We start from the raw sequence: 26,453 nt of genomic DNA on the forward strand, positions 1-26,453 counted from the left end.
TCGGAACGGTCGGGATGCTTAGCGTACGTTTTCGAACATTCTCTCACCGGCCCCCTATCAGCCAATCGAGCGCGACTGGCGGATCACGCGCGCCTGCCTCGAGGTGCTGGCGGCGTGCGACCATCCGATCACGATCACCACCAAGTCCGACCGGGTGCTGCGCGATCTCGACATCCTCGCGCCGATGGCCGCCAAGGGGCTCGCCGCCGTCGCCGTGTCGGTCACGTCGCTGGACCCGAAAGTCGCAATGACGGTCGAACCGCGCGCACCGCATCCCGAAAAGCGGCTGGCGGCGGTCACGGCGCTGGGCGCCGCGGGCGTCCCGACCTATGTATCGATATCGCCCGTCATTCCCGCGATCACCGATCACGAGATCGAGCATATTCTCGCGCGGGCGGCAGCGGTGGGCGCGCGCGGCGCCTTCTTCCTGCCGGTGCGTCTCCCGCATGAAGTGGCGCCCTTATTTCGTGCGTGGCTCGACGAACATTTCCCCGATCGCGCCGCCAAGGTGATGGGCATCATCCGCGAGATCCGCGGCGGCCGCGATAACGACCCCAATTTCCACACGCGCTTTCGCGGCCAAGGCCCGTGGGCCGATCTGCTGCGCACGCGCTTCCACCTCGCCTGCCGCAAACACGGCCTCAACAGGGAACGGATGAGCGTGCGCACCGACCTGTTCCGCCCGCCCGCCGGACCGCAGGGCGAGTTGTTCTAGGCCGCGCTCGCCAGCCGGTAGTTGCGATATTGCTCGCGCAGCGCCGTCTTGAGGAGCTTGCCCGTCGCGGTGTGCGGCAGCGAGTCGACGAACAGGATTTCGTCGGGCAGCCACCATTTGGCGACATGCTGCGCCAGATGCGCGTTGATTTCGGCCGGTGTCGGATCGGCGCCGGGCTTCTTGACGACCAGCAGCAGCGGGCGTTCGTCCCACTTGGGGTGGTGGACGTCGATCGCCGCCGCTTCCGCCACCCCTGGCGCACCACAGGCGGCATTTTCCAGATCGACCGACGAAATCCACTCGCCGCCCGACTTGATAACATCCTTGGCACGATCGGTGATCTGCATCGTGCCGTCGGGATGCAGCACCGAAACGTCGCCGGTGTCGAACCAGCCATCGGCATCAATCGCATCGGCTTCGGCCTTGAAATAGCGCTTCACCACCCAAGGCCCACGAATCTGGAGTCGCCCCGAACTGACGCCGTCGCGCGGCAGCACATTCCCTTCGTCATCGACGATCCGCAGCTCGACGCCGAACGGGATCTGCCCCTGCTTGGAGATGAGATCGAGCTTTTCATCCTCGGTCATCTCGTCCCAGTGCGCGGGCTTGCTGCCGGCGGTGCCGATCGGCGAGGTTTCGGTCATGCCCCACAGATGCTTGACCTCGGCGCCCATGCCCATGATCCGCGCGATCATCGCGCGCGGCGCGGCCGATCCGCCGATCGTCACCTGCTGGAGATATTGCGGCGCTTCACCGGTCGCGTCGATATGCTGGAACATCGCGAGCCAAACCGTCGGCACCCCGGCCGAATGCGTTACCTTTTCCTGATTCATCAGCCGACACAGCACCGCCGGATCATTGACCTGTGCGTAGACAAACTTCGCCCCCGCAATCGCCCCCGCAAAGGGCAGGCCCCAGGACGCCGCATGGAACATCGGCACCACCGGCAGGATGACCGCCAGGCTCGACACGTTGAGCACCGACGGCGCGATTCCGGTCATTGCGTGGATCACGGTCGAGCGGTGTTCGTAGAGCACGCCCTTGGGATTGCCCGTCGTGCCGCTGGTATAGCAGAGCATGCACGGCGCCCGCTCGGGTCCTTCGACCCAGGTGTAATCGCCGTCCTCGGCCGCGATCAGCGCGTCATAGTCGCCATTGTCGAAGCAGACATAATGCTCGATCGTCGTCCATTGCCCGCGCAGTCGGTCGATGATCGGCTGGAAAGCCTTGTCGTAGAACAGCACGCGGTCGTCGGCGTGGTTGGCGATATAGACGAGTTGCTCGTCGAACAGCCGCGGGTTGATCGTGTGGATCACCCCGCCCATCCCGATCGCGCCATACCAGGCCGCCAGATGCTTGGCGTGGTTCATCGCCAGCGTCGCGATCCGGTCGCCGGGCTTCATCCCCAGCTTCTCGAGCGCTTGTGCCAGCTTCTTCGCGTCGCGCGCGATGCCGGCCCAGTCGGTTCGCGTCTCGGTGCCGTCGGCCCAATAAGTCACGATCTCGCGGCGGCCATGTTCGCGCGCGGCATGATCGATCAGCCGCGGCACCCGCAGCTCGAAATCCTGCATCCCGCCCAGGTTCGTATCGCCCAGCATCACCAGCATCCTCTTTGTCAGGGCCGGTTTGCCCGGCCTCACCCCACCAGCGCGAGCCGTCGTCCCTCGGCGGGGCGCAGCGTCACGTTGCGCACACCCTGCACGCCGTCGATGCGGCTCGCAAGCTCGGCATCGAGCAGGAAGTCGCGCCCGAGCACCAGCCACGCCGTGCCGCCATCGTTCAGCGCCGCACCGAGCATCACTTCGCCGCGTCCGCCGCGTGCATCGCTCAACAGCCCTGCGAGCGCATCGACAGCCTCGGGGGTGTCGGCTGTCACTTCCAGCACCATTCGGGCACCGACCGCCAGCGCGTCGAACGTCTGGAGCCGCTTCACCGTCACGCGCGGCGCTTCCTCGCCCTCGCGGCGGTCGAGCTCGACCTCGGCAAGGCCACAGGCGCCTTTCTGCGCTGCGGCCTCGAGATCGCTCGTCACGCCATCGTCGAAACAGGTCGCAACGAACTGCCCGCTCGCGTCGGAGAGCGTCGCCATCATATAGCGCTTGCCGCGCGCCGAGGTGCGCCATTTGGCATCCTCGACCAACACCGCCATCGTCGCGCGCGCCCGCCCGCCGGATGGGATGTCGATCCCACCGAGTTCGGCAAAGGGCGTCGCATGCCGCGCGAGCATCCGGAAGCGATCGACCGGGTGCGCCGAGAAATAGAAGCCGAACGCTTCCTTTTCCTGCGCCATCCGGTCGGCGATGCTCCAGCGCGCCGATTGCGGCAGCTTGATCGAGTCGCCCGCGACCTCGGCCTCGCCGAACAGACCCTGCTGCCCGCTTGCGCGCTGGTCGTTCAGCCGCGCCGCAACCGCAAGGATCGTTTCGGCGGTCGCGAAAATGCCCGCCCGGTTCGGGTCGATCGCGTCAAAAGCGCCCGCCGCCGCCAATGTTTCGAGCTGCCTTTTGTTCAGCAACCGCGGATCGACCCTGCGCGCGAGATCGTCAAGCGAGCCGAACGGGCCGTTCGCTTCACGCTCGGCCACCAACCGCTCCATCGCGCCCTCGCCTACCGACTTGAGCGCGGCCAGCGCATAGCGCACCGCCAGCCCGTCAGCCGTCGCCTCGACCGCAAATTCGGCGGCGCTGGCGTTGATGCACGGCGGCAGTGCCTTCACCCCTAGCCGCCGCATGTCGTCGACAAACACGCCGAGCTTGTCGGTCAGCGTCATGTCGAAGCACATCGATGCAGCAAAGAATTCGTGCGGATGATGGGCCTTCAGCCAAGCGGTCTGGTAGGCGAGCAACGCATAGGCGGCGGCGTGCGATTTGTTGAAGCCATAGCCGGCGAATTTGTCGATCAAGTCGAATAGCTCATTGGCCTTGCCCGCCGGGATGTTGTTGGCGGTCGCGCAGCCCTTGACGAAGATTTCGCGCTGGGCGTCCATCTCCGCCTTGATCTTCTTGCCCATCGCGCGCCGCAGCAGATCGGCGCCGCCAAGCGAATAGCCCGCCAGGATCTGCGCGGCCTGCATCACCTGTTCCTGATAGACGAAGATCCCGTAGGTTTCGGCGAGAATGCCCTCGAGCAGCGGGTGCGGATAGGTGATCGGCTCGCTGCCATTCTTGCGGCGGCCGAAGCTCGGGATATTGTCCATCGGCCCCGGCCGGTAGAGCGAGACAAGCGCGATGATGTCGCCGAAGTTCGACGGGCGCACGGCGGAAAGCGTGCGGCGCATACCTTCGGATTCGAGCTGGAACACGCCAACCGTATCGCCGCGCTGGAGCAGCTTGTAGACGCCTTCTTCATCCCACGGCAGCGCATCGAGATCGACCGCAATCCCGCGCTTTGCCAGCATGTCGACGGCCTTTTGGAGCACCGACAGCGTCTTCAGGCCCAGAAAGTCGAATTTCACCAGCCCCGCGCCTTCGACATATTTCATGTCGAACTGCGTGACTGGCATGTCCGACCGCGGATCGCGGTAGAGCGGCACAAGCTGGTCGAGCGGGCGGTCACCGATCACCACGCCGGCGGCATGGGTCGATGAATGACGCGGCAGCCCCTCCAGCTTCATCGCGAGGTCGAGCAGATGCCGCACCTGCGGATCGCCCTTATACTCGCTGGCGAGCTCGCTCACCCCGTTGAGCGCGCGATCGAGCGTCCACGGATCGGTCGGATGGTTGGGAACAAGCTTCGCCAGCCGGTCGACCTGGCCATAGCTCATCTGCAGCACGCGCCCGGTGTCCTTCAGCACCGCGCGTGCCTTCAGCCGTCCGAAAGTGATGATCTGCGCGACATGGTCGCGACCGTATTTCTGCTGGACATAGCGGATCACTTCCTCGCGCCGCGTTTCGCAGAAATCGATGTCGAAGTCGGGCATCGACACGCGTTCGGGATTGAGGAAGCGTTCGAACAGCAAACCGAGCCGGATCGGATCGAGATCGGTGATCGTCAGCGCCCAGGCAACGACCGACCCCGCACCCGACCCGCGCCCCGGCCCCACCGGAATGCCCTGTTCCTTCGCCCATTGGATGAAATCGGCGACGATCAGGAAATAGCCGGGGAACTTCATCGAGATGATGACGTCGAGCTCGAATTCGAGCCTGGCGCGATATGGTGCGGCCCAGTCGTCCGCTTGAGAGCCCTCTCCCCCTTGGGGGAGAGGGAGATTGCCGAGCACCGCAATCTTTGCCAGCCGTTTCTCCAACCCTGCCCGCGCCGCCGCGCGCAGCGCTTCGGCTTCGGCATCGGGATCGCCCGCCAGGCTGGGCAGGATCGGCTTTCGCTTGGGCGCCGCCACGGCGCAGCGCTGCGCAACGACCAGCGTGTTGTCGATCGCCTCGGGCAGATCGGCGAACAGCAGCCGCATTTCCTTGGCGGGCTTCATCCACGCATCGGGCGAGCTGCGCGGGCGGTCCTCGCTCGCCAGATAGCTCGAGCTGGCAATGCACAGCATCGCATCATGCGCTTCGCCAAACTGCGCCTCGGCGAAGCAGCAGGGATTGGTCGCGACGATCGGCAGGCCGCGGTCATAAGCGAGGTCGAGCAGTGCCGGCTCGGCGGCGCCCTCGATCTCGTCGAGGCGGCGGGTCAGCTCGACGTACAGCCGATCCGGGAACAGGGCTTGCAATGCTTCGGCGTAGGCATGCGCGCGGTCGCCTTGCCCCTCGGCGAACAGCCGCGCGAGGCCACCCTCACGCCCTGCGGTCAGCGCGATCAACCCTTCGGTCCGCCCGCCGAGCGCCGCCAGCGGCACATGCGGCGCCAGTTCGACCGGGCGGGTCAGATGCGCCTGCGACACCAGCGCGCACAGATTTTGATAACCGTCCTCGTCCTGGGCATAGAGCGCGAGCCAGTCGAGCACCGGCGCCACGCCCTCGGGCAAATCGGGCCGCGCGACGCCGAGCATTGCGCCGATGATCGGCTGCACCCCGTTCCCGCGCGCGGCTTCCGAAAAGGCCATGGCGGCGTACAGCCCGTTGCGGTCGGTCAGCGCGGCGGCGGGAAATCCCAGTTCCTGCGCGCGCTTGGCAATCGCCTTCGGCTCGATTGCGCCGTCGAGCATCGTGTAGCTGGAAAAAATGCGCAGGGGCACGAAACCGGAATGAGGCATGCAATGGTTATGATGCCCGACGCCGCGCGATGGAAGGCTCAGCCGGTAAATAGCTGTGGATGGCGCGCCGTAATCCACGGCACCAGCCAGCGGCGCAGCAACAGCGCCACAAGCGCAATCGGCAAGACGACAAGGCCGAGCCGATCCACCGGCACCACAAGCGCCGGAAACAGGATCAGCGGCACCATTCCTGTGGTCACCAGTCGCCTCAGCCGGAAAGCGGCCGGCACCGCGGGGTCCAACAGCCCCGGCCGCGCGAGCACATAGGCCCACATTGCAAAGCTGATCAGGCCGATGATGCCCATCAGCAGCGCGTAATAGCGGAACGGCGCGCCGGTCCCACCTTCTGCATAGACGACGTGGATCGCCGACGGAATCGCCGCGACCAGGCATAACAATGCCAGCGTCAGGACGGTCAGCGGCTGGTCGACACGCTTCAGCCGCGCGAACATGTCGCGGTGCTGGATCCAGAACACTGCCGTCAGTGCAAAGCTGAGCAGATAGGCGATCAGCTGAGTCCGACCGGACTACAGCATTGCGCCCAGCGTTTCGCCGTGCGGTAGCTTGATCTCGATTGCCGCCAGGGTCGTGGCGATCGCGAACACGCCATCCGACAGCATCAGCAGCCGGTCGTAATTGTGGCGCCGGATATGCGCTTCCAGCGGCTCCTGCTGCGCGAGCGATTCGACTTCGGGCATCAGAGCAGCGCCTCGATCGCGGCCTCCAGGCTCGCCGGCGTGTCATTGGGCGCATAACGGCGCACGACCTTGCCCGCGCGATCGACCAGAAATTTGGTGAAGTTCCACTTGATCGAGGTGGTACCCATCAGCCCCGGCGCCGCTTTCCTGAGCGTCTGATAGAGCGGATCGGCGCCCGCGCCATTGACCTCGACCTTGGCGAACACCGGGAAAGTGACGTCATAGTTGACGGTGCAAAATTGCGCGATCTCGGCCGCGTCGCCGGGCTCCTGCGCGCCGAACTGATTGCACGGGAATGCCAGCACCGCGAAACCGCGATCCTTGAACTTGCGGTAGAGCGCCTCAAGCCCCTCATATTGCGGCGTGAACCCGCATTTGGAGGCAGTGTTGACGATCAGCAGCACTTGCCCGGCATAGGCCGACAGGTCGACGGGCGCCCCGCCTGCATCCTTGACGGTGAAATCGGTGATCGCCCCCATCTTTGCTCCCTCAATCGTGCCGCGCCAGCAGATAGCGCAGATTCTGCCGCACCCCCGGCCACTCCGCAGCGATGATCGAATAAACGACAAGGTCGCGCAACCGTCCGTCGGGCATCTGCTGGTGACTGCGCAGCACACCGTCGCGCTTGGCGCCCAGCCGTTCGATCGCCGTTTGGCTGCGTTTGTTGAACCAGTCGGTGCGGATCTGCACGACATTGCAGCCCATCACTTCGAAGGCGTGGGTGAGCAGCAGCAGCTTCGCCTCGGTATTGACGCCCGAGCGCTGGACCGACCTTGCGTAGAAGGTGCCGCCGATCTCGACGCGGCGGTGCTGGCGGCTCATCCGCATCAGCCGCGTGCAACCGACCACCGCGCCCGCTGGCGTCTCGACCGCGAAGGGCATCGCGCGGCCATAGTCGCGCTCGGTCAGCATCGCCGCGACCGCCGCTTCCGGATCGGTGAAGGTCATTACATTGGCGAAGAACAGCTCGGTCAGATCGCCATCGGCAGCAGCCGCGCCGAGCGCAGGCGCATCCGCCGCCACGAGTGGCCGCAGCATGACATGCCGCCCGACAAGTGTCGGCGTCTCGGTCCAGCTCACACCAGCCGCCCCTCGTGCAGCCGCGCGACGCGGTCCATGCGGTGCGCGAGCCGTTCATTATGCGTCGCGATCAGTGCCGAACTGCCTTGTTCGCGCACCAGTCGCAGCAGTTCGTCGAACACTTTGTCGGCAGTGGCTTCGTCGAGATTGCCGGTCGGCTCGTCCGCCAACACCAGCGCGGGTTGATTGGCAAGCGCGCGCGCGACCGCGACCCGCTGCTGCTCGCCGCCCGACAACTGGCTCGGGCGGTGCGTCAAGCGGTGTTCGAGCCCGAGCGCGGCGAGCAGCTCGCTCGCGCGTGCTTCGGCCTCGGCGCGGGTTGCTCCGGCGATCAGCAGGGGCAGCACGACATTCTCGATCGCATTGAAATCGGGCAGCAAGTGGTGGAACTGATAGACGAAGCCCAGATAATCGCGCCGGATCAGCGTGCGGCCATGGCTGTCGAGCCGCCCCGCCTCGCGCCCGTCGATGCGGATCGACCCGCCGAACCCGCCTTCGAGCAACCCGACCGCCTGCAACAGCGTCGACTTGCCCGACCCCGACGGCCCCAGCAGTCCGACGATTTCGCCGCGCGTGATGTTGAGGTCGACGCCCCGCAGCACCTCGACGGTCGCGCCGCCCTGCGTGAAACTGCGCGTCAGCCCTTCGATCGCGAGCACCGGCACCACGCCGTCGGACCCGGCAAAACCGGATTGGCCGTGCGCGGCTGAGCTTGCATCACTCATAGCGCAACACCTGCACCGGATCGGTATTCGCCGCCTTGAACGCCGGATACAGCGTCGCGAGGAACGAGAAGACCAGCGCCATCGCCGCGATGACGACGATCTCGACCGGATTGGGCTTGGACGGCAGCTCGGTCAGGAAACGGATCTGCGGGTCCCACAGATTCTGCCCCGTCACCACCTGCACGAAATCGACAACATTTTGACGGAAATGCAGGAACACGAACCCGAGCACGAGTCCGGCGATCATGCCCAGGACGCCGATCACCGTGCCCACCGTCATGAATATCCGCAGCAGCCCGCCACGCGTCGCGCCCATCGTCCGCAGGATGGCGATGTCGCGGGTCTTGGCGCGCACCAGCATGATCAGCGACGATAGGATGTTGAACACCGCGACCAATATGATGATCGACAGCACCGTGAACATCGCCACGCGCTCGACCTCAAGTGCTTCGAACAGCTGTGCATTCATCTCGCGCCAGTCCGAAATCGCCGCCCCCGTGCCGACCTTGGCGGCGAGCGGCGCGAGGATCGAGCGCACGCGGTCGGCATCAGTCGTTTGCAGCTCGATCATCCCGACGGTATCGCCCTGCAGCAACAGCGTCTGCGCGTCGGGCAGCGGCATCAGCACATAGGTTTTGTCGAAATCATAGACGCCGATCTCGAACACCGCGCCCACGGTATAGCTCACGATCCGCGGGACCGTGCCGAACGGCGTCGTCTGACCGGCGGGGTTGAGCAGTGAAATCTGGCTGCCGACCTGCGCGCCGAGCGATTCCGCGAGCCGCGAGCCGATCGCGATCCGCCCGGAGCCGGGCGTCAGGCTGGCGAGCGAGCCACTCAGCACCTTGTCGCCGATCGTCTTGTTGGTTCGGATGTCCTCGACCCGCATCCCGCGCATCTGCACGGCTTCGACGCGGCCGTTGAAGGTCGACATCATCGGCTGTTCGATCAGCGGCGTCGCGCTGGTGATTCCCGGCGTCTTGCGCGCTTCGGCCAGCACGCTGCGCCAGTCGCGCAACTGCCCGCCATAGCCCTGCACCACCGCATGGCCGTTAAGCCCCACGATCTTGTCGAACAATTCGGCACGGAAGCCGTTCATCACGCTCATGACGATGACGAGTGCCGCCACCCCGAGCATGACGGCGGCAAGGCTGATGCCGGCGACCAGAAAGATGAAGGCCTCGCCCTTGCCCGGCAGCAGATAACGCTGGGCAATCATGCGTTCGTATCGCGATAGGAACATGAACGTCCTTTGTCCGGCCCCCGCCGTGGGTAACCGCGCGACCTCTAGGGCCGCGCCGCAAGGCTGGCAACTGGCGGCACGGCTGTTGCCAATAGGCCACAGCGTTGCGGCAATCGTGCCCCTAAGGCCCGATTTACCGATGACAAGCGCGGCGGTCGTGCCTAGCAGTTTGGGCACTGAAACGCAGGCAATTGGCCGTGGTTCGGGGAGCTTTTCGCCGGTTGAGGGACCGATCGGCGAAAGACGTTCACAAAGGAGGCTGACGAGCAATCGTCACGCAGGCGCCCGGGTCGGCATCCGATCCGGGCGTTTGCCGTTTTCGGGTCGAAGGCGCAGCGCGGTGCGCCCCGGCGCATCGACCCGAACGGACGGCGGGCGGCACCGCCGACCCGGCCGACGGCGGCTCCGCCGACGTCCAGCCCAACCCCGCTCCGCTCAGAATCGCGTCGATACCGTCAGGCCATAGGTCCGCGGATCGCCCGGCTGCCCCACGATCAGTCCTGTGCTCCCCGATTGCAGCGCCAGCAGTTCGTAATAATCCTCGTCAAAGGCGTTGCGGACCCAGGCAAACAGGTTCCAGCGGTTGCCGGTCTTATACCCCAACCGGAAATTGCTGAGCGCATAGCCGTCGACATAGGTGTAGAGTGATGGCGATGGATTGGCCGAAAAGCGTGACCGGTAACTGCCATCATAACCCAGATAGAAAGTGCCACTGACGCCGCCCCATCGCACCGGCAAATCATATTCGGCGCCATAGGAAAACGCCCATTTCGAAACCCCCGGCAATTCCTGGCCCGAGATGTCGCAATTGGCGGGGCTGATCCCGCCCGGCGTTCCCGGCGCGCTCGGGGTCTGTCCGGCGGCGGGAGCGCTACCGCCGGACAGTTCGGGCGGACACGGCGCATCGACGAAACGCACATAGCGGGCGTCGGTATAGGCGCCGTTCGCATAGACATTGAGCCGGGAGGTTGGGCGGAACGCCGCATCGACCTCGACCCCGCGTGTCCGCACCAGCCCAGCATTGGCGAGATAGCCGCGCAGCACGCCGAGCTGGCCGTTGGTAACGGTAGCCTGATAGTCGCTGATCTCGGTCCAGAAAGCCGAGATGTTCACGGTCGCGCGACGATCGAACAACTGAGTCTTTAAACCCAGTTCATAATGGGTGACCTGTTCCGGCTTGACAGTCGCCGCCGCCAGAATCGGATTGTTACTGGCATCGAGCGGCAGCCCCGACAGGTTGATCCCGCCCGACTTGTAACTGCGGGCATAAGTCGCATAGCCGAACACCAGCGGCGTGAACTGGTACGACGCAGTGATGTCGCCCGAGACATTCCAGTCGCTGAACCGGGGCACGTAGCGCTGCGGTGCCAGCACCCCGCGCTGGTCGGCGGTCAGCATGGTGCTCCCGGCGCCGTTCGTAACCACCGCGACATAGGAACCGTTCTTCAGATCGTAATTAACCCGCAAGCCGGGGGCGATCTGGAACTTGTCGGTGATGTGCCACGTCAGCTTGCCGAACAGCGCCGCGCTGTCGTTGGTGAAGCCGATCGTGTTGCGCGACGTGAGGCCGTTCAGCGTCGCCGGATTGCGCCCGCCCGCGCTCGTCGGGTTGAGCAGGAATGCACTCGCTGCAGGTCCCTGCACCTGCAAGCCCTGCGTGTCGATCGACTGGTAGAAATAGAAGGCGCCGAACACATAATCGAGCCGCCGCGCCCCGTTCGATGCAATCCGCAGCTCCTGACTGAACTGGTGCTGCTGCGACGGGTTTGCCGAGACGGTCGTGATCGGCAGGCCGATGAAGTCGCGGTCGTTCGACGGCTGCCAGTCCCAGAAGCGCCATGCCGTCACTGAAGTGATCGTCGCGCCGCCGAGATTGACGTTGGTCACCAGCGATGCGCCGCCGAGTTCCTGCCGGGCGCGGATGGGCGTGTCGAGGTCGGTCAGCCGGTCGAAGGCATTGGTCGAGGGCACCGCATAACCCTGCGCGGCGGCGAGCGCCGCATATTGGCGGTTGAGCGGCCGCTGCGTCGCGCCGGTGCGCGCATAATATTGGACGCAGCACCGCGGGTCTTGGCGGTTGTAATCGCCGTAAAGCGTCAGATCGACTTCGGGAGTCGCCTGCCAGAACAATTGCCCGCGAAAGCTCGCATTGTCCTGGCTGTTCTGCCGCTCGCCGTTGCGGACATTGTAGACCGTGCCCGCGCGCGAGGTGACCGAGGTCGACAGCCGGATCGCGAGCTTGTCGGCAATGATCGGCCCCGACACCGACGCCTTGCCCTGAAAGAAATCGTAATTGCCCCCGGTCAGCTCGATCCGCGCTTCGGGCGTGAAGCTGGGCTTGCGGGTGACGATGTTGATCGCGCCCGAAGTGGTGTTCTTACCATAGAGCGTGCCCTGCGGCCCGCGCAGGATTTCGATCCGGTCGACATCGGTGAAATCGAACGTCGCCGAGGCGATGCGGGCATAATAGACCTGATCGACATAGATGCCGACGCCCTGTTCGATCCCGTCGTTGGTAAGGCCGAACGGCGCACCGATGCCGCGGATGTTCGCCGCCGAATTGCGCGGATTGGTCGAATAGAATTGCAAGCTCGGCTGCAACTGGGTCAGCCGGTTGACGTTGTAGGTGCCTGTCTCGGCGATTGCTTCGCCGCCGATCACCGAAATCGCGATCGGCACGCGCTGGACGCTTTCGTTCCGGCGCCGCGCGGTGACGACGACTTCACCACCGCCCTGTTGCGCAGTGCCGAGCTTGCCTTCGTCGGCGGGCGGCGGGTCCTGCGGCGGTGGTGCAACGGGCGTGGTCTGGGCAAGCAACAACAGCGGCAGCGCAGCGAGCATGTCGGTCTCCATATCGAGCCGCCTTAGAATGCCCACTTAATCAGTCTGATTTCACCGGGACATGATCTTTCACCCGCAAAAGCGGAACTTTAGCCCCACGAATTTCTGCCAATCCGCCTCTTGACCCAGCGCCGGAACGCCCCAAATCAGCGGCGACACGGTGCCGATCGGGCCGTGTCGATGGCGTCGCACCCGGGTGGGCGCCAGCAAGCAACGTTCATTTTGCTCATTGGAGGATTTGAAATGCGTCAGTTCGATTTGACCCCTTATCGCCGCTCGGCCATCGGCTTCGACCGGCTGTTCGACATGCTCGAAGCGAGCGCCCGCCAGGCGCAGCAGAGCGAGAATTACCCGCCCTTCAATCTCGAAAAGATCGCCGACAACCACTATCGCATCACCATTGCGGTGGCGGGCTTCGCGCAGAGCGAGATCGAGATTGTCGCCCAGCAGAACCTGCTGCTGGTGAAAGGCAAGAAGGACGAGACCGCCAACACCGGCGCGTTCCTCCATCTCGGCATTGCCGCGCGCAGCTTCGAGCGCCGCTTCGAACTCGCCGATTTCGTCCGCGTCGAGGAAGCCCGGCTCGCCGACGGCCTGCTGACCATCGACCTGATCCGCGAAGTCCCCGAAGCGATGAAGCCGAAGACTATCGCGATCCAGACCGGCCCGGCCCCCACCCCGGCGCCGGCGATCGAGGCAGTGGCGGCGTAACACCGTTCTGGTGGTGACATGATGGCGGGCGTCCGGTGCAGACCGGGCGCCCGTTTCGATAATTTTATCGTGCCGCGGCCAAGGGTTTAGACGAGCCGGCTCTGCCGCACCGCCGCTTCGATGAAGCTCTTGAACAGCGGGTGCGGATCGAACGGTTTCGATTTCAGCTCGGGGTGGTACTGCACGCCGACGAACCACGGATGGTCGGGCCGCTCGACGATTTCGGGGAGCGTGCCGTCGGGCGACATGCCCGAAAACACCAGCCCGCCCGCCTCCAGCCGATCGCGATAGGCGGTGTTGACTTCGAAGCGGTGGCGGTGGCGTTCGCTGATCTCGCTGGCGCCGTAAATCGACGCGACCACGCTGTTGCCGGTCAGCGTCGCCGGATAGGCGCCGAGCCGCATAGTGCCGCCCAAGTCGCCGCCTGCTGCGCGCTTCTGCAGACCCGCTGCCGACATCCATTCGGTGATCATGCCGACCACCGGCTCGGACGTCGGCCCGAACTCGGTCGACGACGCCTCGGGCACATCGGCGAGGTTCCGCATCCCTTCAATGCACGCCATCTGCATCCCGAAGCAGATGCCGAAGAACGGCACCTGCCGCTCGCGTGCAAAGCGAACGCTGGCGATCTTCCCTTCCGCCCCGCGCTCGCCGAACGCGCCGGGGACGAGAATTGCGTGCAGCGGCTCGAGCTTGGCGGTGATGTCGCTGTCGGGGGCTTCGAACAGTTCGGCGTCGATCCACTGGATGTTGACCTTGACGCGGTTGGCGATGCCGCCATGCACCAGCGCTTCGTTCAATGACTTATAGGCGTCGGGCAGCCCGACATATTTGCCGACCACCCCGACGGTGACTTCGCCTTCGGGGTTGCCTAGCCGCTCCATGATGTCTGACCAGCGCGACAGGTCCGGCGCGCCGCCTGCATCGATCATGAAGGCATTGAGCACGGCGTGGTCGAGCCCCTCGGCATGATATTGCAACGGAACGCCATAGATTGACGGTGCGTCGAGCGCAGGAATCACGGCCTCGACCGGCACGTTGCAGAACAGCGCGATCTTGGCGCGATCGCTCGCCGGCAGCGGGCGCTCGGCGCGGCAAACGAGCACATCGGGCTGGATGCCGAGCGCGGTCAACTCGCGCACGCTATGCTGTGTCGGCTTGGTCTTCAGCTCGCCGGCGGCGGCGATATAGGGGACCAAGGTCACGTGAATGAAGACCGAGCGCGCGCGACCCAGATCATTGCGGAGCTGGCGAATCGCTTCGATGAAGGGAAGCGATTCAATGTCGCCGACAGTGCCGCCGATCTCGCACAGCACGAAATCGACATCATCGGTGTCGGCCACCGCGAACGCCTTGATCGCATCGGTGACGTGCGGAATCACCTGCACCGTCGCGCCCAGATAATCGCCGCGCCGCTCGCGATTGATGATTGTCTGATAAATGCGGCCCGACGTCACATTGTCGGACTGGCGGCTCGGCACGCCGGTGAAGCGTTCATAATGGCCAAGGTCGAGATCGGTCTCGGCGCCGTCGTCGGTCACATAGACTTCGCCGTGCTGATACGGTGACATCGTCCCCGGATCGACATTGAGATACGGATCGAACTTGCGAATCCGCACGCGATAGCCGCGCGCTTGCAGTAAAGCCGCGAGGCTCGCTGCCATAAGACCCTTGCCAAGCGAGGAGACCACGCCGCCGGTGATGAAGATGAACCGCGTCATGGGAGGAAACGCCTAGCGGCGAAACCGCCACCGGGGCAAGCGCGCGAATCTACCGGCGCCGCGAAAAACTTTTCGGCGCAGGAAGCAAGCCGGTTCAGCGCTCGATCGGCGTGCTGCTGTTGCCGGTCGCAGGCGCTGCCGCATTGGCGGCGGGTTGCTTGGCATTGGCTTCGGCTTCGGCGGCGACCTGCGCGGCGGTCTTCTGATCGCCGAGCGGCGATGCCCCAACCCCGCCCAGCGGCGACGGCGCGCCGGGCGCGGTGGCCGGCGCGGCAGGTGTCGGCGCGGTTGCCGTCACCCGCTGCGTCTGGCGCGTTGCCGCCAGCACCGCGAGCGCAATCGCAAGCACCACAAAGGCCGTCGCCAGAATCGACGTGGTCCGGGTCAGGAAATCGGCCGCACCCCGCGCCGACATCAGCCCCGAGGGGCTGCCACCCATGCCGAGCCCACCGCCTTCGGACTTCTGCATCAAAATGACGCCAACAAGTCCGGCCGCAACGAGCGCCTGAACGACGAACAGAAATGTAAACAGCATGGCTTGGGTGCGTATTCCAGATGACGGGATGAAGACGGGCACATAGGCGAGCCAGCCTGCCCGATCAACCTTGGCACAGCTCGCATCGCACCGAACCCGGCGCGGATGCGCTGCCGCACCGTGCCGACCATCTGTCGCCGGTTGGCTGAAAAGCGAGGAAACCACTTTGGCTTCCGTGCGTTAGTCGTTTCACCTGTCTCTCATATATTGTGATCTTGGCCATGCACGGAACCCATATCGACCTTTCGACCGAACAGCCGCTGTCGCGTTGGATGGGCGCGCTGGTCGATTATGTCAGGTCGGGCGAGCCTGATCTCACCAACCGGCAGATGGCGCTGATGCTGATTGTCTATCTCCAAGCCGGGCCGCATACGGTGCGCGGGCTGGCGCGCAATCTGGGGGTTTCGAAGCCGGTGGTGACACGCGCCTTGAACAGGCTCGGGTCGCTCGGCTATCTGCGGCGCGAGCGCGACGACAACGACAAGCGTAACATTTACGTCGCGCGCACCGTCGAGGGGGCAAATTTCCTTGAAGAATTCGGCCAATTTCTCGGATCGGGATCCGGCGTCGACGCCGCCCGGGTCCCTGCGTAGGAGTTTTGCGCTTACCGGGCCACGCCGCCCGCTCGACACCGAAACTCAGGCCGTCCGGCGCGATCTCGCCGACATCCGCCTCGCCGAATACGTATTCGCTCCCCATTATGCCGCGCCCTTGGCTATGTCGGTGGCGACACCTGCGCCGTTCCGGTCGGGGCCGATGGAGGACGCGCCGTTGATTGCCATGCTCGCCGTCGGCGATCTGTTCGAAGCGCTGGATTTCGAACGCGGCCAGGTGTGGGGCGTCGTGCCGCGGCTCGGTCGGGTCGGTTATGTCGCGCAAGGCGCGCTAGTCAGTCTGGGCGAAATCGATTGACAATGCGCGTTTTCATCGATGGCGCTGCCGGGACGACCGGGCTGGAAATCCGCGAGCGCTTGAGCGGTCGGACCGACCTCGCCGTCGTGACGCTGGATGACGCTGCGCGCAAAGACCCTGCGGCCCGGGCCGAGGCGCTCAACGCCGCCGATTTCGTCATTCTCTGCTTGCCCGACGATGCTGCTCGCGAAGCAGTGGCGATGATCACGAATCCTGAGACGCGCGTGATCGACGCGTCGACCGCACACCGCACCGCAGCGGACTGGAGCTATGGCTTCGCCGAACTCGATCCCGGCCAGGCCGATGCGATCGCAGCGGCGCGCTTCGTCGCCAATCCAGGTTGCTACCCCACCGGCTTTCTCGCGCTGGTGCGCCCGCTGGTGCGGGCAGGGCTGGTGCCGCCCGACTGGCTGTTCAGTGTCAATGCCGTCTCGGGCTATTCGGGCGGCGGCAAAGCCATGATTGCCGATTTCGAAAGCGGCGATGAGGCAACCGCCTACCGCGCCTATGCGCTCGATCTCGATCACAAGCATGTGCCCGAAATGCAGAAGCACGCGCGCATCGAGCATCCGCCGATCTTTACCCCGAGTGTCACGCGGACCTATCGCGGGATGATCGTCGAGGTGCCGCTCGCGCTGCACGCGCTGCCGCGCCGACCTGCGATCGAGACGCTCCGCAACACGCTGGTCGAGGCTTATGCCGCCAGCGCCGTGATCCGCGTCGCCGAGCAGGGCGCGCGGTTGATCCGGATCGAGGACGATGCCGGTACCGACCGCATGACGCTGCATGTGGGCGGCGATGCTGCGACCGGTCAGGCGCGGCTGGTCGCAACACTCGACAATCTCGGCAAAGGCGCAGGCGGCGCGGCGGTGCAGAATCTCAACATCATGGCTGGACTCGATCCGACGGCGGGGCTGATCCTATGAACCGCCCGGCAGGCAAACTGCTGCTGTTCGGCGCGACCGGCGATCTGGCACAGCGGATGCTGTTGCCGTCGCTCTATGGCCTCCACAGCGATGGCCTGTTGCCGGCTGGCCTCACCATCACCGGCACCGCGCGATCCGAGCATGACGACGCCAGCTATCGGGCCTTCGCGGCCGAAGCGCTCGACACTTTCCTGCCTGCTGATCGCAAGCAGGACGCACAGATCGGCAGTTTCCTTGAGCGGTTGAGCTACCAGCCGCTCGACGCGTCGAGCCAAGAAGGCTTCGGCGCACTCGCGGAGAAGGTCGGCAGCTGCGACCAGGGTCTGGCGATCTTCCTGTCGACCGCGCCATCGCTGTTCCGCCCGACGATTGCCGGGCTCGATGCCGCTGGGCTTGCCTGTGACGGGGTGCGGATCGGCCTCGAAAAGCCGCTCGGCACCGATCTCGCCACCAGCCGCGAGATCAACGATGCGGTAGCCGAAGTCTTCCCCGAGGACCGCACCTTCCGCATCGACCATTATCTCGGCAAGGAAACCGTCCAGAACATCCTTGCCCTGCGGTTCGGCAACACGCTGTTCGAGCCGGTCTGGAGCGCGCGCGGCATCGACCATGTCCAGATAACCGTGTCGGAAACCGTAGGGCTCGAAGGCCGCGCGGGCTATTACGAAAGCTCGGGCGCGCTGCGCGACATGGTGCAGAACCACATGCTGCAATTGCTCGCGCTGATCGCCATGGAGCCCCCTGCCCGCTTCGACGGCACCGCGATCCGCGACGAAAAGGTCAAGGTGCTGCGCTCGCTGCGCCCGATCGAGGAAAGCGATGCGCCGCAACTGACGGTTACCGGCCAATATGTCGCGGGCGCCGTCAAGGGCGAAGCCGTACGCGGTTATGCCGACGAACTCGGCAAACCCTCCCCCACCGAAACCTTCGTGGCGCTAAAGGCACATGTCGACAATTGGCGCTGGCAGGGCGTGCCCTTCTACATGCGCACCGGCAAAAGGCTGCCCGCGCGCCAGTCCGAAATCGTTGTCCAGTTCAAGCCAGTGCCGCATTCGATCTTCGCCGAACGCGGCGGCAAGCTTCAGCCCAACGCGCTCGTCATCCGCCTCCAGCCCGAGGAATATGTCCGGTTGCTGGTGATGGCGAAGGAGCCGGGGCTCGACCGTGAGGGCGTGCGGTTGCGCGAAGTGCCGCTCGACCTGTCGCTCGACACCGAATTTGCCGGCACAAGGCGCCGCATCGCCTATGAGCGTTTGCTGCTCGACCTGATCGACGGCGACCCGACGCTGTTCGTCCGTCGCGACGAGGTCGAGGCGCAATGGACCTGGATCGACCAGATCCGCCGCGGCTGGGAAGCCAACGGCATGAAGCCCAAGCCCTATACGGCGGGCAGCTGGGGGCCATCGGCGGCTATCGCGCTTACCGAGCGCGACGGCGTGACGTGGCACGACGAGTGATTTGATCTAGCCCTCTCCAGCAAGCGGGAGAGGACAAAGGGACGAAAGCATGACCGAGATCGAATGGTGGGATTACGACAGCGCCGATGAAATGGCGGACGCGGTCGCCGGTGATGCGGCGTTCATCATCGAATCGGCGATCGACGCGCGCGGTGCCGCCGTCATCGCGCTGCCCGGCGGCAAAACACCGCTCGCCATCTATGACAAGCTCGCCAAGGCCAAGCTCGACTGGAAGCGCGTGACGATCTTGCCGACCGACGACCGGCTGGTGCCGATGGGCGATGCGCTGTCGAACATCACCGCGATCGCCAAAGTGTTCCTGCCCAAGGGCGTACGCGTGCTGCCGATCACCAGCGAAGCCGCGTCGGACTATAAAGCCGCCGGCCGCGCCGCCGACGCGCGGTTGCAGGACGTGCACTGGCCGCTTGATCTATGCGTGCTCGGCGTCGGCGCCGATGGCCACACCGCGTCGATCTTTCCCGGCCCCGATTTCGACGAAGCCGTCAATGGCCCCAAGGAGCGCCGCGCAGTCGGCGTGATGCCCGCCGATCTGCCTGCCGAAGCGCCGGTCGCGCGCGTCACGCTGACCCGGCAGGCGATCGTCGCCAGCCGCGCGCTGATGATCGCCGTGTCCGGTCAGGCCAAGCGCGACGTCATCGAGCGCGCCATCAACGACGGGCCGATGTCGCCCTATCCGATCGGTCGTGTGCTCGCCGATGTCGAGCTGCCGATCGACATCCACTGGAGTGCGTAAATGAGCCTCAATGCCGAGATCGCCGCCGTCACCGACCGGATCATCGAACGGTCGAAGCCGGGCCGCAGCGCCTATCTCGCGCTGATCGAGCGCGAGCGCGAGAACGGCGTCGACCGTCCGATCCTCGGCTGCGCCAATCTCGCGCATGGCTATGCCGGGACCGAGGAAGACCGCGAGACGATGAAGGCGGGCCGCGCGATGAACATCGGCATCGTCACCGCCTACAACGACATGCTGAGCGCGCACGCGACCTATTACCGCTACCCCGAGCAGATGAAGATCTGGGCACGCGAGGCGGGCGCGACCGCGCAGGTTGCGGGCGGCGTGCCGGCGATGTGCGACGGCGTGACGCAGGGCTTTCCGGGCATGGAGCTGTCGCTGTTCAGCCGCGACACCATCGCGCTGTCGACCGCGATCGCGCTCTCGCACGGCATGTTCGAGGGCGCGGCATTGCTCGGCATTTGCGACAAGATCGTGCCGGGGCTGCTGATGGGCGCGCTTCGCTTCGGTCACTTGCCGATGATCCTGATCCCCGGCGGGCCGATGCGGTCGGGCATTTCGAACAAGGAAAAGGCGCGCACCCGCGAACTCTATGCCGAGGGCAAGGCCAGCCGCGACGAACTGCTCGATTCCGAAATCGCCGCCTATCATTCGAAGGGCACCTGCACCTTCTACGGCACCGCCAATTCGAACCAGATGATGATGGAGATGATGGGCCTTCACGTCCCCGGCGCCGCCTTCGTCAATCCCGGCACCAAGCTGCGGCAGGAACTGACGCGCGCGGCCGTCCACCGCATCGCCCAGATCGGCTGGGACGGCGACGATTATCGCCCGATTGGCCACTGCGTCGATGAAAAGGCGATCGTCAATGCCGCAATCGGCCTGCTCGCGACGGGCGGCTCGACCAATCACCTGATCCATCTGCCCGCGATCGCCGCCTGCGCCGGGATCACGATCGACTGGGAGGATTTCGACCGGCTGTCGCGCGTCGTGCCGCTGGTCGCGCGCGTCTATCCCAATGGCTCGGCCGATGTGAACCAGTTCGAGGATGCCGGCGGCCTCGGCTATGTTATCCGCGAATTGCTGAGCGAAGGGCTGCTGCACCGCGACCTGATGACGGTGTCGGGCGAGGATCTGTCCGCCTATGCCGTCAAGGCGGCGCTCGACGACGACACGCTCGTGTGGCGCGATCCGGGCATGAGCGGCGACGAGACGATCCTCAAGCCCGCCAGTGCCCCCTTCTCGCCCGAAGGCGGCTTCCGCATCCTCACCGGCAATCTCGGCCGCGCGTGCATCAAGGTCTCGGCCGTCGAGCGCGACCGCTGGACGATCGAGGCGCCTGCCCGCGTGTTCGAGGATCAGGCAGCGGTGCAAACCGCGTTCAAGGCGGGCGAACTCGACCGCGACGTGGTCGTGGTGGTCCGTTTCCAGGGGCCGCGCGCCAACGGCATGCCCGAACTCCACAAGCTGACCCCGCCGCTCGGCGTGCTCCAGAACCGCGGCTTCCGCGTCGCGCTCGTCACCGATGGGCGCATGTCGGGCGCGTCGGGCAAGGTCCCCTGCGCGATCCATGCGAGCCCCGAAGCGCTCGGCGGCGGCCCGCTTGGCAAAGTACGCGACGGCGACGTTATCCGCGTCTGCGCCGAAACGGGGCAGCTCGAAGCGCTGGTCGACGGCCCTGAGTGGGACGCGCGTGCGCTCGTCGATGCGCCGCCCGCCGCGACCGGCACGGGCCGCGAGCTGTTCGCGCTGTTCCGCCACGGCGCCAACGAAGCCGAAAAGGGCGGCAGCGCGCTGCTCGCAGCGATGGACATCTGATGCAGGTCGTCGCGGTCGACATCGGCGGGACGCACGCCCGCTTTGCACTAGCCGAGGTGGCGAACGGGCGCGTGCAATCGCTCGCCGACCCGGTCACGCTCAAGACCGCCGAATATGCGAGCTTCCAGACCGCGTGGGAAGCGTTTGGCGCGCAAGTCGGCCCGCTGCCCCGCGCGGCGGCGATTGCCGTTGCCTCGCCGGTCGGGGGCGAGCTCATCAAGCTCACCAACAATCCCTGGGTCATCCGCCCCGCGCTGATAAAGGAACGGTTGAGCGTCGACGATTTCGTGCTGATCAACGATTTCGGGGCGGTCGGCCATGCCGTCGCACAAGTGGGTGCCGACCTGTTCGAGCCGATTGCCGGCCCTGACTTGCCGTTGCCTGATCGCGGCATCATCACTGTCTGTGGTCCCGGCACCGGGCTCGGCGTGGCGCAAGTGCTGCGGACCGAAGGCGGCTATCACGTGCTCGAGACCGAAGGCGGCCACACCGATTTCGCGCCGCTCGACAGCATCGAGGACGCGGTGCTCAAGCGGCTGCGCGCCGATCACGGTCGCGTTTCGGCCGAGCGCGTCGTTTCCGGCCCCGGCATCGTCGGCATCTATCGCACGCTCGCTGACATCGAAAAGCGCGACGATCCGCGCATCGACGACAAGACGATCTGGACGATGGCACTCGAAGGCAGCGACAGCCTTGCGCTCGCCGCACTCGACCGCTTCTGCCTCAGCCTCGGCGCAGTCGCGGGCGACCTTGCACTCGCACAAGGCGCCAAGGGTGTGGTGATCGCGGGTGGCCTCGGTCTGCGGTTGAAGGATCATCTCGCCCGGTCCGGCTTTGCCGAGCGCTTCGCCGCCAAGGGCCGCTTTCGCAGCATGATGGAAGCAATCCCGGTCAAGCTCATCACGCATCCCCAGCCCGGCCTGTTCGGCGCGGCGGCTGCCTTCGCTCAGGAGTTCACGCGATGACCGACACACCGACGATCGCCGACATCATGCAAACCAGCCCGGTCATCCCGGTGCTGGTGATCGACGATGCCGCGACCGCGCAACCGCTTGCCGAGGCATTGGTGGCCGGCGGCTTGCGCGTGCTGGAGGTAACATTGCGCACGCCCGCGGCGCTCGATGCCATCCGCGCGATGAAGCAGGTGCCGGGAGCGATCGTCGGCGCGGGGACCGTCGTCAACACCGATCAGTTCGCGCAAGTCATGGACGCGGGCGCCGAATTCATCGTTTCGCCCGGACTGACCGAGCGACTGGCGACGCCGATTATCGACAGCGGCGTACCGTTCCTGCCGGGCATCGCCAATGCCGCCGACATCATGACCGGGCTCGACCTTGGCCTGACGCACTTCAAATTTTTCCCGGCGATGGCAGCGGGCGGGTTGCCCGCGCTCAAGGCACTCGCCGCACCCTTCTACCAATGCCGTTTCTGCCCGACCGGCGGCATCACGGAAGTCACCGCGCCCGACTGGCTGGCGTTCGATCCGGTATTGTGCGTCGGCGGCAGCTGGGTGACGCCCAAGGGCGCGTCGCTTGCCGAGATCGAGGCGCTGGCGCGCGAAGCGGCGGGACTGCGTCTGGGCAACGCCTGATCCACCCGTTCGTCCCGAGCAACGTCGAGGGACGGGCATCAAGCGCCGCCCCTATAGCCCCTGTCTCGATTTCGCTCGACACGAACGGTTGGTGTCAAATCCCGTGCGCGGCGCGATAGGCGCGCCACTTGGCGACATTGGCATTATGCTGGTCGAGCGTGTCGGCAAAGACATGCCCGCCGCTGCCATCCGCCACGAAATAGAGCGCCTGACTGTCGGCGGGATCGAGCACTGCGTCGATGCTCGCGCGGCCCGGGTTGCAGATCGGCCCTTTCGGCAGCCCGGTCATTGCATAAGTGTTGTAATCGTTCACCGCGCGCACTTCGGACAGCAGGATGCGGCGCCCGAGCGGTCTGCCCTTGGTAATCGGGTAGATAATCGTCGGATCGGCCTGCAACATCATCCCGCGCTTCAGCCGGTTCGAATAGACAGCGGCCACCGTCCGCCGCTCGCTCGGCTTGCCGGTTTCCTTTTCGACGATCGACGCGAGCACCAGCGCTTCCTCGGGCGTGCGCACCGCGAGGCCCGGCTTGCGCTTCGCCCAGGCGGCGGCAAGGTAATTGGTCATCGCCTCCTGCATCCGCTTGACGATGACTCCGCGGTTATCGCCGCGTTCGAAGCTGTAGCTGTCAGGCAGGACCGAGCCTTCGGGCGGCACTTCAACGCTACCGGTCAGCTCGCCGATGCTGTCGAGCCGTTCCTTGACCAGAATCGACGGCCAGCCCTCAGGCACCGTCACGAAGCGCTGGAGCGTCTTGCCGCCCTGCAGCACCTTCAGGATATCGGCTTCGCTCAGATGCGCGGGGAAGCGATATTCGCCCGCCTTTATCCGCGTCTTGGTGCCGAACAGCCGCGCATAGAGGCGGAACCGGTCCGCCGAATGGATCGCACCGATTTTCTCGAGCCGCCGCGCCGTGTCGGCCAGCGTCGCGCCATCGCTCACTTCAAAGCGGGTGCTCGCGCGCAGCGGCCCGCGCCCGCCCCATTCCTGCAGCACCAGAAACGCCCCCGCGGCGAGCGCGAGCAGAACGATGATCGCGAAACAGCCAAGCCTGCGCATTTCCGTCGGCCTTTCGGGCTCAGTCGATCGCCTTCATGATCAGGCTGGCATTTGTACCGCCGAAGCCGAACGAATTGTTCAGCACTGCCTTCACGCGCCGTTCCTTGGCGACATGCGGAACCAGATCGACGCCTTCCGCGCCCTCATCGGGATCGTCGAGGTTGAGCGTCGGCGGCACGATCTGGTCGCGGATCGCGAGAATGCAGAAAATGCTCTCGACCGCGCCCGCGCCGCCCAGCAGATGGCCGATCGCCGATTTGGTCGAACTCATCGACAAGGTGCCGATGGCATTGCCGAACAGGCGCCGCACCGCGCCCAGCTCGATCAGGTCGGCCATCGTCGAGGTGCCATGCGCGTTGATATAGTCGATGTCGCCAAGCGACAGGCCCGACCGCTTCATTGCCATTTCCATCGACCGGTAAGCACCGGCCCCGGTCGGCTCGGGCGCCGTCACATGATAGGCATCGCCCGACATGCCATAGCCGACGACCTCGGCATAGATTTTGGCGCCGCGCCGCTTGGCATGCTCATATTCCTCGAGCACGAGCACGCCCGCGCCTTCGCCCATTACGAAGCCGTCGCGGTTCTTGTCATAGGGGCGGCTGCCTTTTTCGGGCGCATCGTTGTAAATCGTCGCGAGCGCACGCGCCTGGGCGAAGCCGGCGATGCCGATCGGGCAGACCGCGCCTTCGGCGCCGCCGGCGAGCATGACATCGGCATCGTCGAGCGCAATCATCCGCGCGGCATCGCCGATCGAATGCGCGCCGGTCGAACAGGCCGTGACGACGGCGTGGTTGGGTCCCATCAGGCCGTATTTGATCTGCACCTGGCCCGAGATGAGGTTGATCAGCCGCCCGTGCACGAAATGCGGCGAGACACGGCGCGGCCCGCGCTCGTGCAGCACGATCGATTCGCTTTCGATCCCCGGCAGGCCGCCGATGCCCGAGCCAATCGAGCAGCCGGTGCGCAGCCGCTCCGCCTCGCTCATGTCGGTCAGGCCGGCATCCTCGAGCGCCTGGCTGGCGGCATCGATGCCATAGATGATGAACGGGTCGACCTGGCGCTGCACCTTGTGATCGACGCGCTTGCCGGGATCGAAGCCATAGGGATGATCGGCAGGCTTGACCTCGCAGGCGATCCGGCACGCGTAATCGCTCGCGTCAAAGCGCGTGATCTGACTGGCGCCCGATTTGGAGGCGAGGATGTTGCTCCAGGTGGTCTCGACGTCCGCACCCAGCGGCGTCACGAGCCCCAGTCCGGTTACGACAACGCGGCGCATTGCACTTTCCTTCTAAACGTTGTGGCGACGGTCAAAATCGCGACGGTCATGCCGCCAATAACGAAACGGCCCCTCGCCCCAGGCAACCACAGGGACAAGGAGCCGGTTCGTGTCGATCGGCCCGCTCGGGCCCCTTGGGCAATCGCATCCGACCGGGCGGCAAGGCCACCCGCCGGGCTCAGCCCTGATGCTCGTTGATATAGGTGATCGCATCGCCGACGGTGCTGATCTTTTCAGCGGCATCATCGGGAATCTCGACCCCGAATTCCTCTTCGAACGCCATCACCAGTTCGACGATGTCGAGGCTGTCGGCGCCCAGATCATCGATGAAGCTGGCGTGCTCGTTCACCTTCTCGGCTTCGACGCCCAGATGCTCGACAACGATCTTCTTCACGCGATCGGAGGTCTCGCTCATGCTCTCTTTCCTCTTAGAAAATGGTCTTGGACATTCCTGAACGCACGTAGAACGGCGGTCGGGCGCTGACAAGTGGTGTCAGAGCATTGCCATGCCGCCGTTGACGTGGATCGTCTGGCCCGTGACGTAACCCGCCTCGCGGCTGGCGAGATAAACGACAGCGGCGCCGATATCCGCCCCCTCGCCCATCCGCCCCATCGGGATGCGCGCGTTGAGCGCTTCCTTCTGCGCATCAGGCAAAGCGTCGGTCATCGCGCTCGTAATGAAGCCCGGCGCAATGCAGTTCACGGTGATGCCGCGGCTCGCCAGCTCCTGCGCCAGTGCCTTCGACATGCCGACCAGCCCGGCCTTGGACGCTGCATAATTGGCCTGCCCGGGATTGCCGGTCGCGCCGACAACGGACGTAATCGAGACGATCCGCCCGAACCGGGCCTTCATCATCGGCCGTGCTGCTGCGCGTGCGAGCCGGAACGCCGCTTCGAGATTGACGCGGATCACCGTGTCCCATTCCTCGTCCTTCATCCGCATCACGAGATTGTCGCGGGTGACCCCGGCATTGTTGACGACAATGTCGAGCTTGCCGCCCAGCGCCTCGACTGCGGCGGGCACCAGCGCATCGACAGCGGCCCCGTCGCCCAGGTCGCATGGCAGCGCGACATGGTCGCCACCCAGCGTATCACGGAACGCCGCCAGCTTGTCGACGTTCGACCCCGACACCGCCAGCCGCGCGCCCTGCCCCGCCAGCGCGTGCGCAATCGCCGAACCGATTCCCCCCGAAGCGCCGGTCACCAGCGCGGTCATTCCACTCAGGTCGAACATC

General features: G+C 65.4%; 22 protein-coding genes and 2 pseudogenes. 10 read left to right on the forward strand and 14 right to left on the reverse strand.

From position 1 onward, the window contains the following. Positions 1–52: 52 nt before the first annotated feature. Positions 53–715: pseudogene (locus tag AX672_RS16980) on the forward strand (radical SAM protein); the annotation flags it as partial. Here the strand turns inward: AX672_RS16980 and AX672_RS16985 are convergent. The 8 genes and pseudogenes from AX672_RS16985 to AX672_RS17020 all read right to left on the reverse strand — a co-directional run bounded on the left by AX672_RS16985 (position 712) and on the right by AX672_RS17020 (position 12,454). Then, the gene (locus tag AX672_RS16985) at positions 712–2,313 is read right to left on the reverse strand and encodes a long-chain fatty acid--CoA ligase (protein WP_231731416.1); all 1,602 of its coding nucleotides are present in this window, start codon (positions 2,311–2,313) and stop codon (positions 712–714) included. The pseudogene AX672_RS16980 and the gene AX672_RS16985 overlap by 4 nt on opposite strands. Positions 2,314–2,351: 38 nt before the next feature. Next, a complete protein-coding gene (gene dnaE, locus AX672_RS16990; protein ID WP_066653569.1) occupies positions 2,352–5,867 on the reverse strand; it encodes a DNA polymerase III subunit alpha in 3,516 nt (1,171 codons plus the stop codon). Between the two features lie 38 nt (positions 5,868–5,905). Further along, positions 5,906–6,565: pseudogene (locus tag AX672_RS16995) on the reverse strand (TMEM175 family protein). Next, positions 6,565–7,044 carry a glutathione peroxidase gene (locus AX672_RS17000; protein WP_066653575.1) on the reverse strand — a complete coding sequence of 160 codons (480 nt, stop codon included), beginning with the start codon at positions 7,042–7,044 and terminating at the stop codon, positions 6,565–6,567. The pseudogene AX672_RS16995 and the gene AX672_RS17000 overlap by 1 nt, the downstream one beginning before the upstream one ends. A 10-nt stretch (positions 7,045–7,054) precedes the next feature. After that, on the reverse strand, positions 7,055–7,645 hold the full coding sequence (locus AX672_RS17005) for a GNAT family N-acetyltransferase (protein WP_372587587.1): 591 nt from the start codon (positions 7,643–7,645) through the stop codon (positions 7,055–7,057). Next, complete coding sequence (locus AX672_RS17010; RefSeq protein WP_082730623.1) at positions 7,642–8,370, reverse strand: ABC transporter ATP-binding protein; 729 nt, start codon at positions 8,368–8,370, stop codon at positions 7,642–7,644. Before AX672_RS17010 ends, AX672_RS17005 begins: the two co-directional genes overlap by 4 nt. Then, positions 8,363–9,613, reverse strand: coding sequence for a lipoprotein-releasing ABC transporter permease subunit (locus AX672_RS17015; RefSeq protein ID WP_066653577.1), 1,251 nt, complete (start codon positions 9,611–9,613; stop codon positions 8,363–8,365). Before AX672_RS17015 ends, AX672_RS17010 begins: the two co-directional genes overlap by 8 nt. A 435-nt stretch (positions 9,614–10,048) precedes the next feature. Then, entirely contained in the window at positions 10,049–12,454 is a 2,406-nt protein-coding gene (locus tag AX672_RS17020; RefSeq protein WP_066653707.1) for a TonB-dependent receptor, read from the reverse strand. 243 nt (positions 12,455–12,697) lie between these two features. On the opposite strand from AX672_RS17020, the gene AX672_RS17025 reads away from it, so the two are divergent. Further along, positions 12,698–13,165: an Hsp20 family protein gene (locus tag AX672_RS17025; RefSeq protein ID WP_066653579.1), complete on the forward strand. Its 468-nt coding sequence runs from the start codon at positions 12,698–12,700 to the stop codon at positions 13,163–13,165. A gap of 86 nt (positions 13,166–13,251) precedes the next feature. Here the strand turns inward: AX672_RS17025 and AX672_RS17030 are convergent, their stop codons facing one another. Together AX672_RS17030 and secG are read right to left on the reverse strand one after the other, a co-directional pair. After that, on the reverse strand, positions 13,252–14,886 hold the full coding sequence (locus AX672_RS17030; RefSeq protein ID WP_066653581.1) for a CTP synthase: 1,635 nt from the start codon (positions 14,884–14,886) through the stop codon (positions 13,252–13,254). Positions 14,887–14,980: 94 nt separating this feature from the next. Beyond that, positions 14,981–15,418, reverse strand: coding sequence for a preprotein translocase subunit SecG (gene secG, locus AX672_RS17035; protein WP_082730625.1), 438 nt, complete (start codon positions 15,416–15,418; stop codon positions 14,981–14,983). Positions 15,419–15,693: 275 nt separating this feature from the next. On the opposite strand from secG, the gene AX672_RS17040 reads away from it, so the two are divergent. The 8 genes from AX672_RS17040 (at position 15,694) to eda (ending at position 22,879) form a co-directional block, all read left to right on the forward strand. Next, positions 15,694–16,014 carry a MarR family transcriptional regulator gene (locus tag AX672_RS17040; protein ID WP_066653709.1) on the forward strand — a complete coding sequence of 107 codons (321 nt, stop codon included), beginning with the start codon at positions 15,694–15,696 and terminating at the stop codon, positions 16,012–16,014. Positions 16,015–16,144: 130 nt separating this feature from the next. Continuing rightward, positions 16,145–16,333, forward strand: a complete 189-nt coding sequence (locus AX672_RS19140) for a hypothetical protein (RefSeq protein ID WP_231731418.1) — start codon at positions 16,145–16,147, stop codon at positions 16,331–16,333. After that, a complete protein-coding gene (gene argC, locus AX672_RS17050; RefSeq protein WP_066653584.1) occupies positions 16,330–17,259 on the forward strand; it encodes an N-acetyl-gamma-glutamyl-phosphate reductase in 930 nt (309 codons plus the stop codon). The genes AX672_RS19140 and argC overlap by 4 nt, the downstream gene beginning before the upstream one ends. Further along, positions 17,256–18,716 carry a glucose-6-phosphate dehydrogenase gene (gene zwf, locus AX672_RS17055; RefSeq protein ID WP_066653587.1) on the forward strand — a complete coding sequence of 487 codons (1,461 nt, stop codon included), beginning with the start codon at positions 17,256–17,258 and terminating at the stop codon, positions 18,714–18,716. The genes argC and zwf overlap by 4 nt, the downstream gene beginning before the upstream one ends. A 49-nt stretch (positions 18,717–18,765) precedes the next feature. Beyond that, positions 18,766–19,470 carry a 6-phosphogluconolactonase gene (gene pgl / locus AX672_RS17060; RefSeq protein WP_066653589.1) on the forward strand — a complete coding sequence of 235 codons (705 nt, stop codon included), beginning with the start codon at positions 18,766–18,768 and terminating at the stop codon, positions 19,468–19,470. Then, a complete protein-coding gene (edd, locus tag AX672_RS17065; RefSeq protein WP_066653591.1) occupies positions 19,471–21,288 on the forward strand; it encodes a phosphogluconate dehydratase in 1,818 nt (605 codons plus the stop codon). It begins immediately after the preceding gene. After that, entirely contained in the window at positions 21,288–22,253 is a 966-nt protein-coding gene (gene glk / locus AX672_RS17070; protein ID WP_066653594.1) for a glucokinase, read from the forward strand. The genes edd and glk overlap by 1 nt, the downstream gene beginning before the upstream one ends. Beyond that, positions 22,250–22,879 (forward strand): bifunctional 4-hydroxy-2-oxoglutarate aldolase/2-dehydro-3-deoxy-phosphogluconate aldolase, encoded by a 630-nt coding sequence (gene eda, locus AX672_RS17075; protein ID WP_066653597.1) that lies wholly within the window; start codon positions 22,250–22,252, stop codon positions 22,877–22,879. Before glk ends, eda begins: the two co-directional genes overlap by 4 nt. Before the next feature lie 94 nt (positions 22,880–22,973). On the opposite strand, the gene mltG is transcribed toward eda, so the two are convergent. The 4 genes from mltG to fabG all read right to left on the reverse strand — a co-directional run bounded on the left by mltG (position 22,974) and on the right by fabG (position 26,452). Then, complete coding sequence (gene mltG / locus AX672_RS17080) at positions 22,974–23,939, reverse strand: endolytic transglycosylase MltG (protein ID WP_066653600.1); 966 nt, start codon at positions 23,937–23,939, stop codon at positions 22,974–22,976. A 19-nt stretch (positions 23,940–23,958) separates the two neighbouring features. Next, positions 23,959–25,218, reverse strand: coding sequence for a beta-ketoacyl-ACP synthase II (gene fabF / locus AX672_RS17085; protein ID WP_066653602.1), 1,260 nt, complete (start codon positions 25,216–25,218; stop codon positions 23,959–23,961). 178 nt (positions 25,219–25,396) lie between these two features. Beyond that, on the reverse strand, positions 25,397–25,633 hold the full coding sequence (locus AX672_RS17090) for an acyl carrier protein (protein WP_066653604.1): 237 nt from the start codon (positions 25,631–25,633) through the stop codon (positions 25,397–25,399). Between the two features lie 78 nt (positions 25,634–25,711). Beyond that, positions 25,712–26,452: a 3-oxoacyl-[acyl-carrier-protein] reductase gene (fabG, locus tag AX672_RS17095; RefSeq protein ID WP_066653606.1), complete on the reverse strand. Its 741-nt coding sequence runs from the start codon at positions 26,450–26,452 to the stop codon at positions 25,712–25,714. Position 26,453 lies beyond the last annotated feature (1 nt).

Origin of the sequence: Sphingomonas sp. CCH10-B3, assembly GCF_001556185.1 — a bacterium.
GTDB lineage: Bacteria > Pseudomonadota > Alphaproteobacteria > Sphingomonadales > Sphingomonadaceae > Sphingomonas > Sphingomonas aquatica.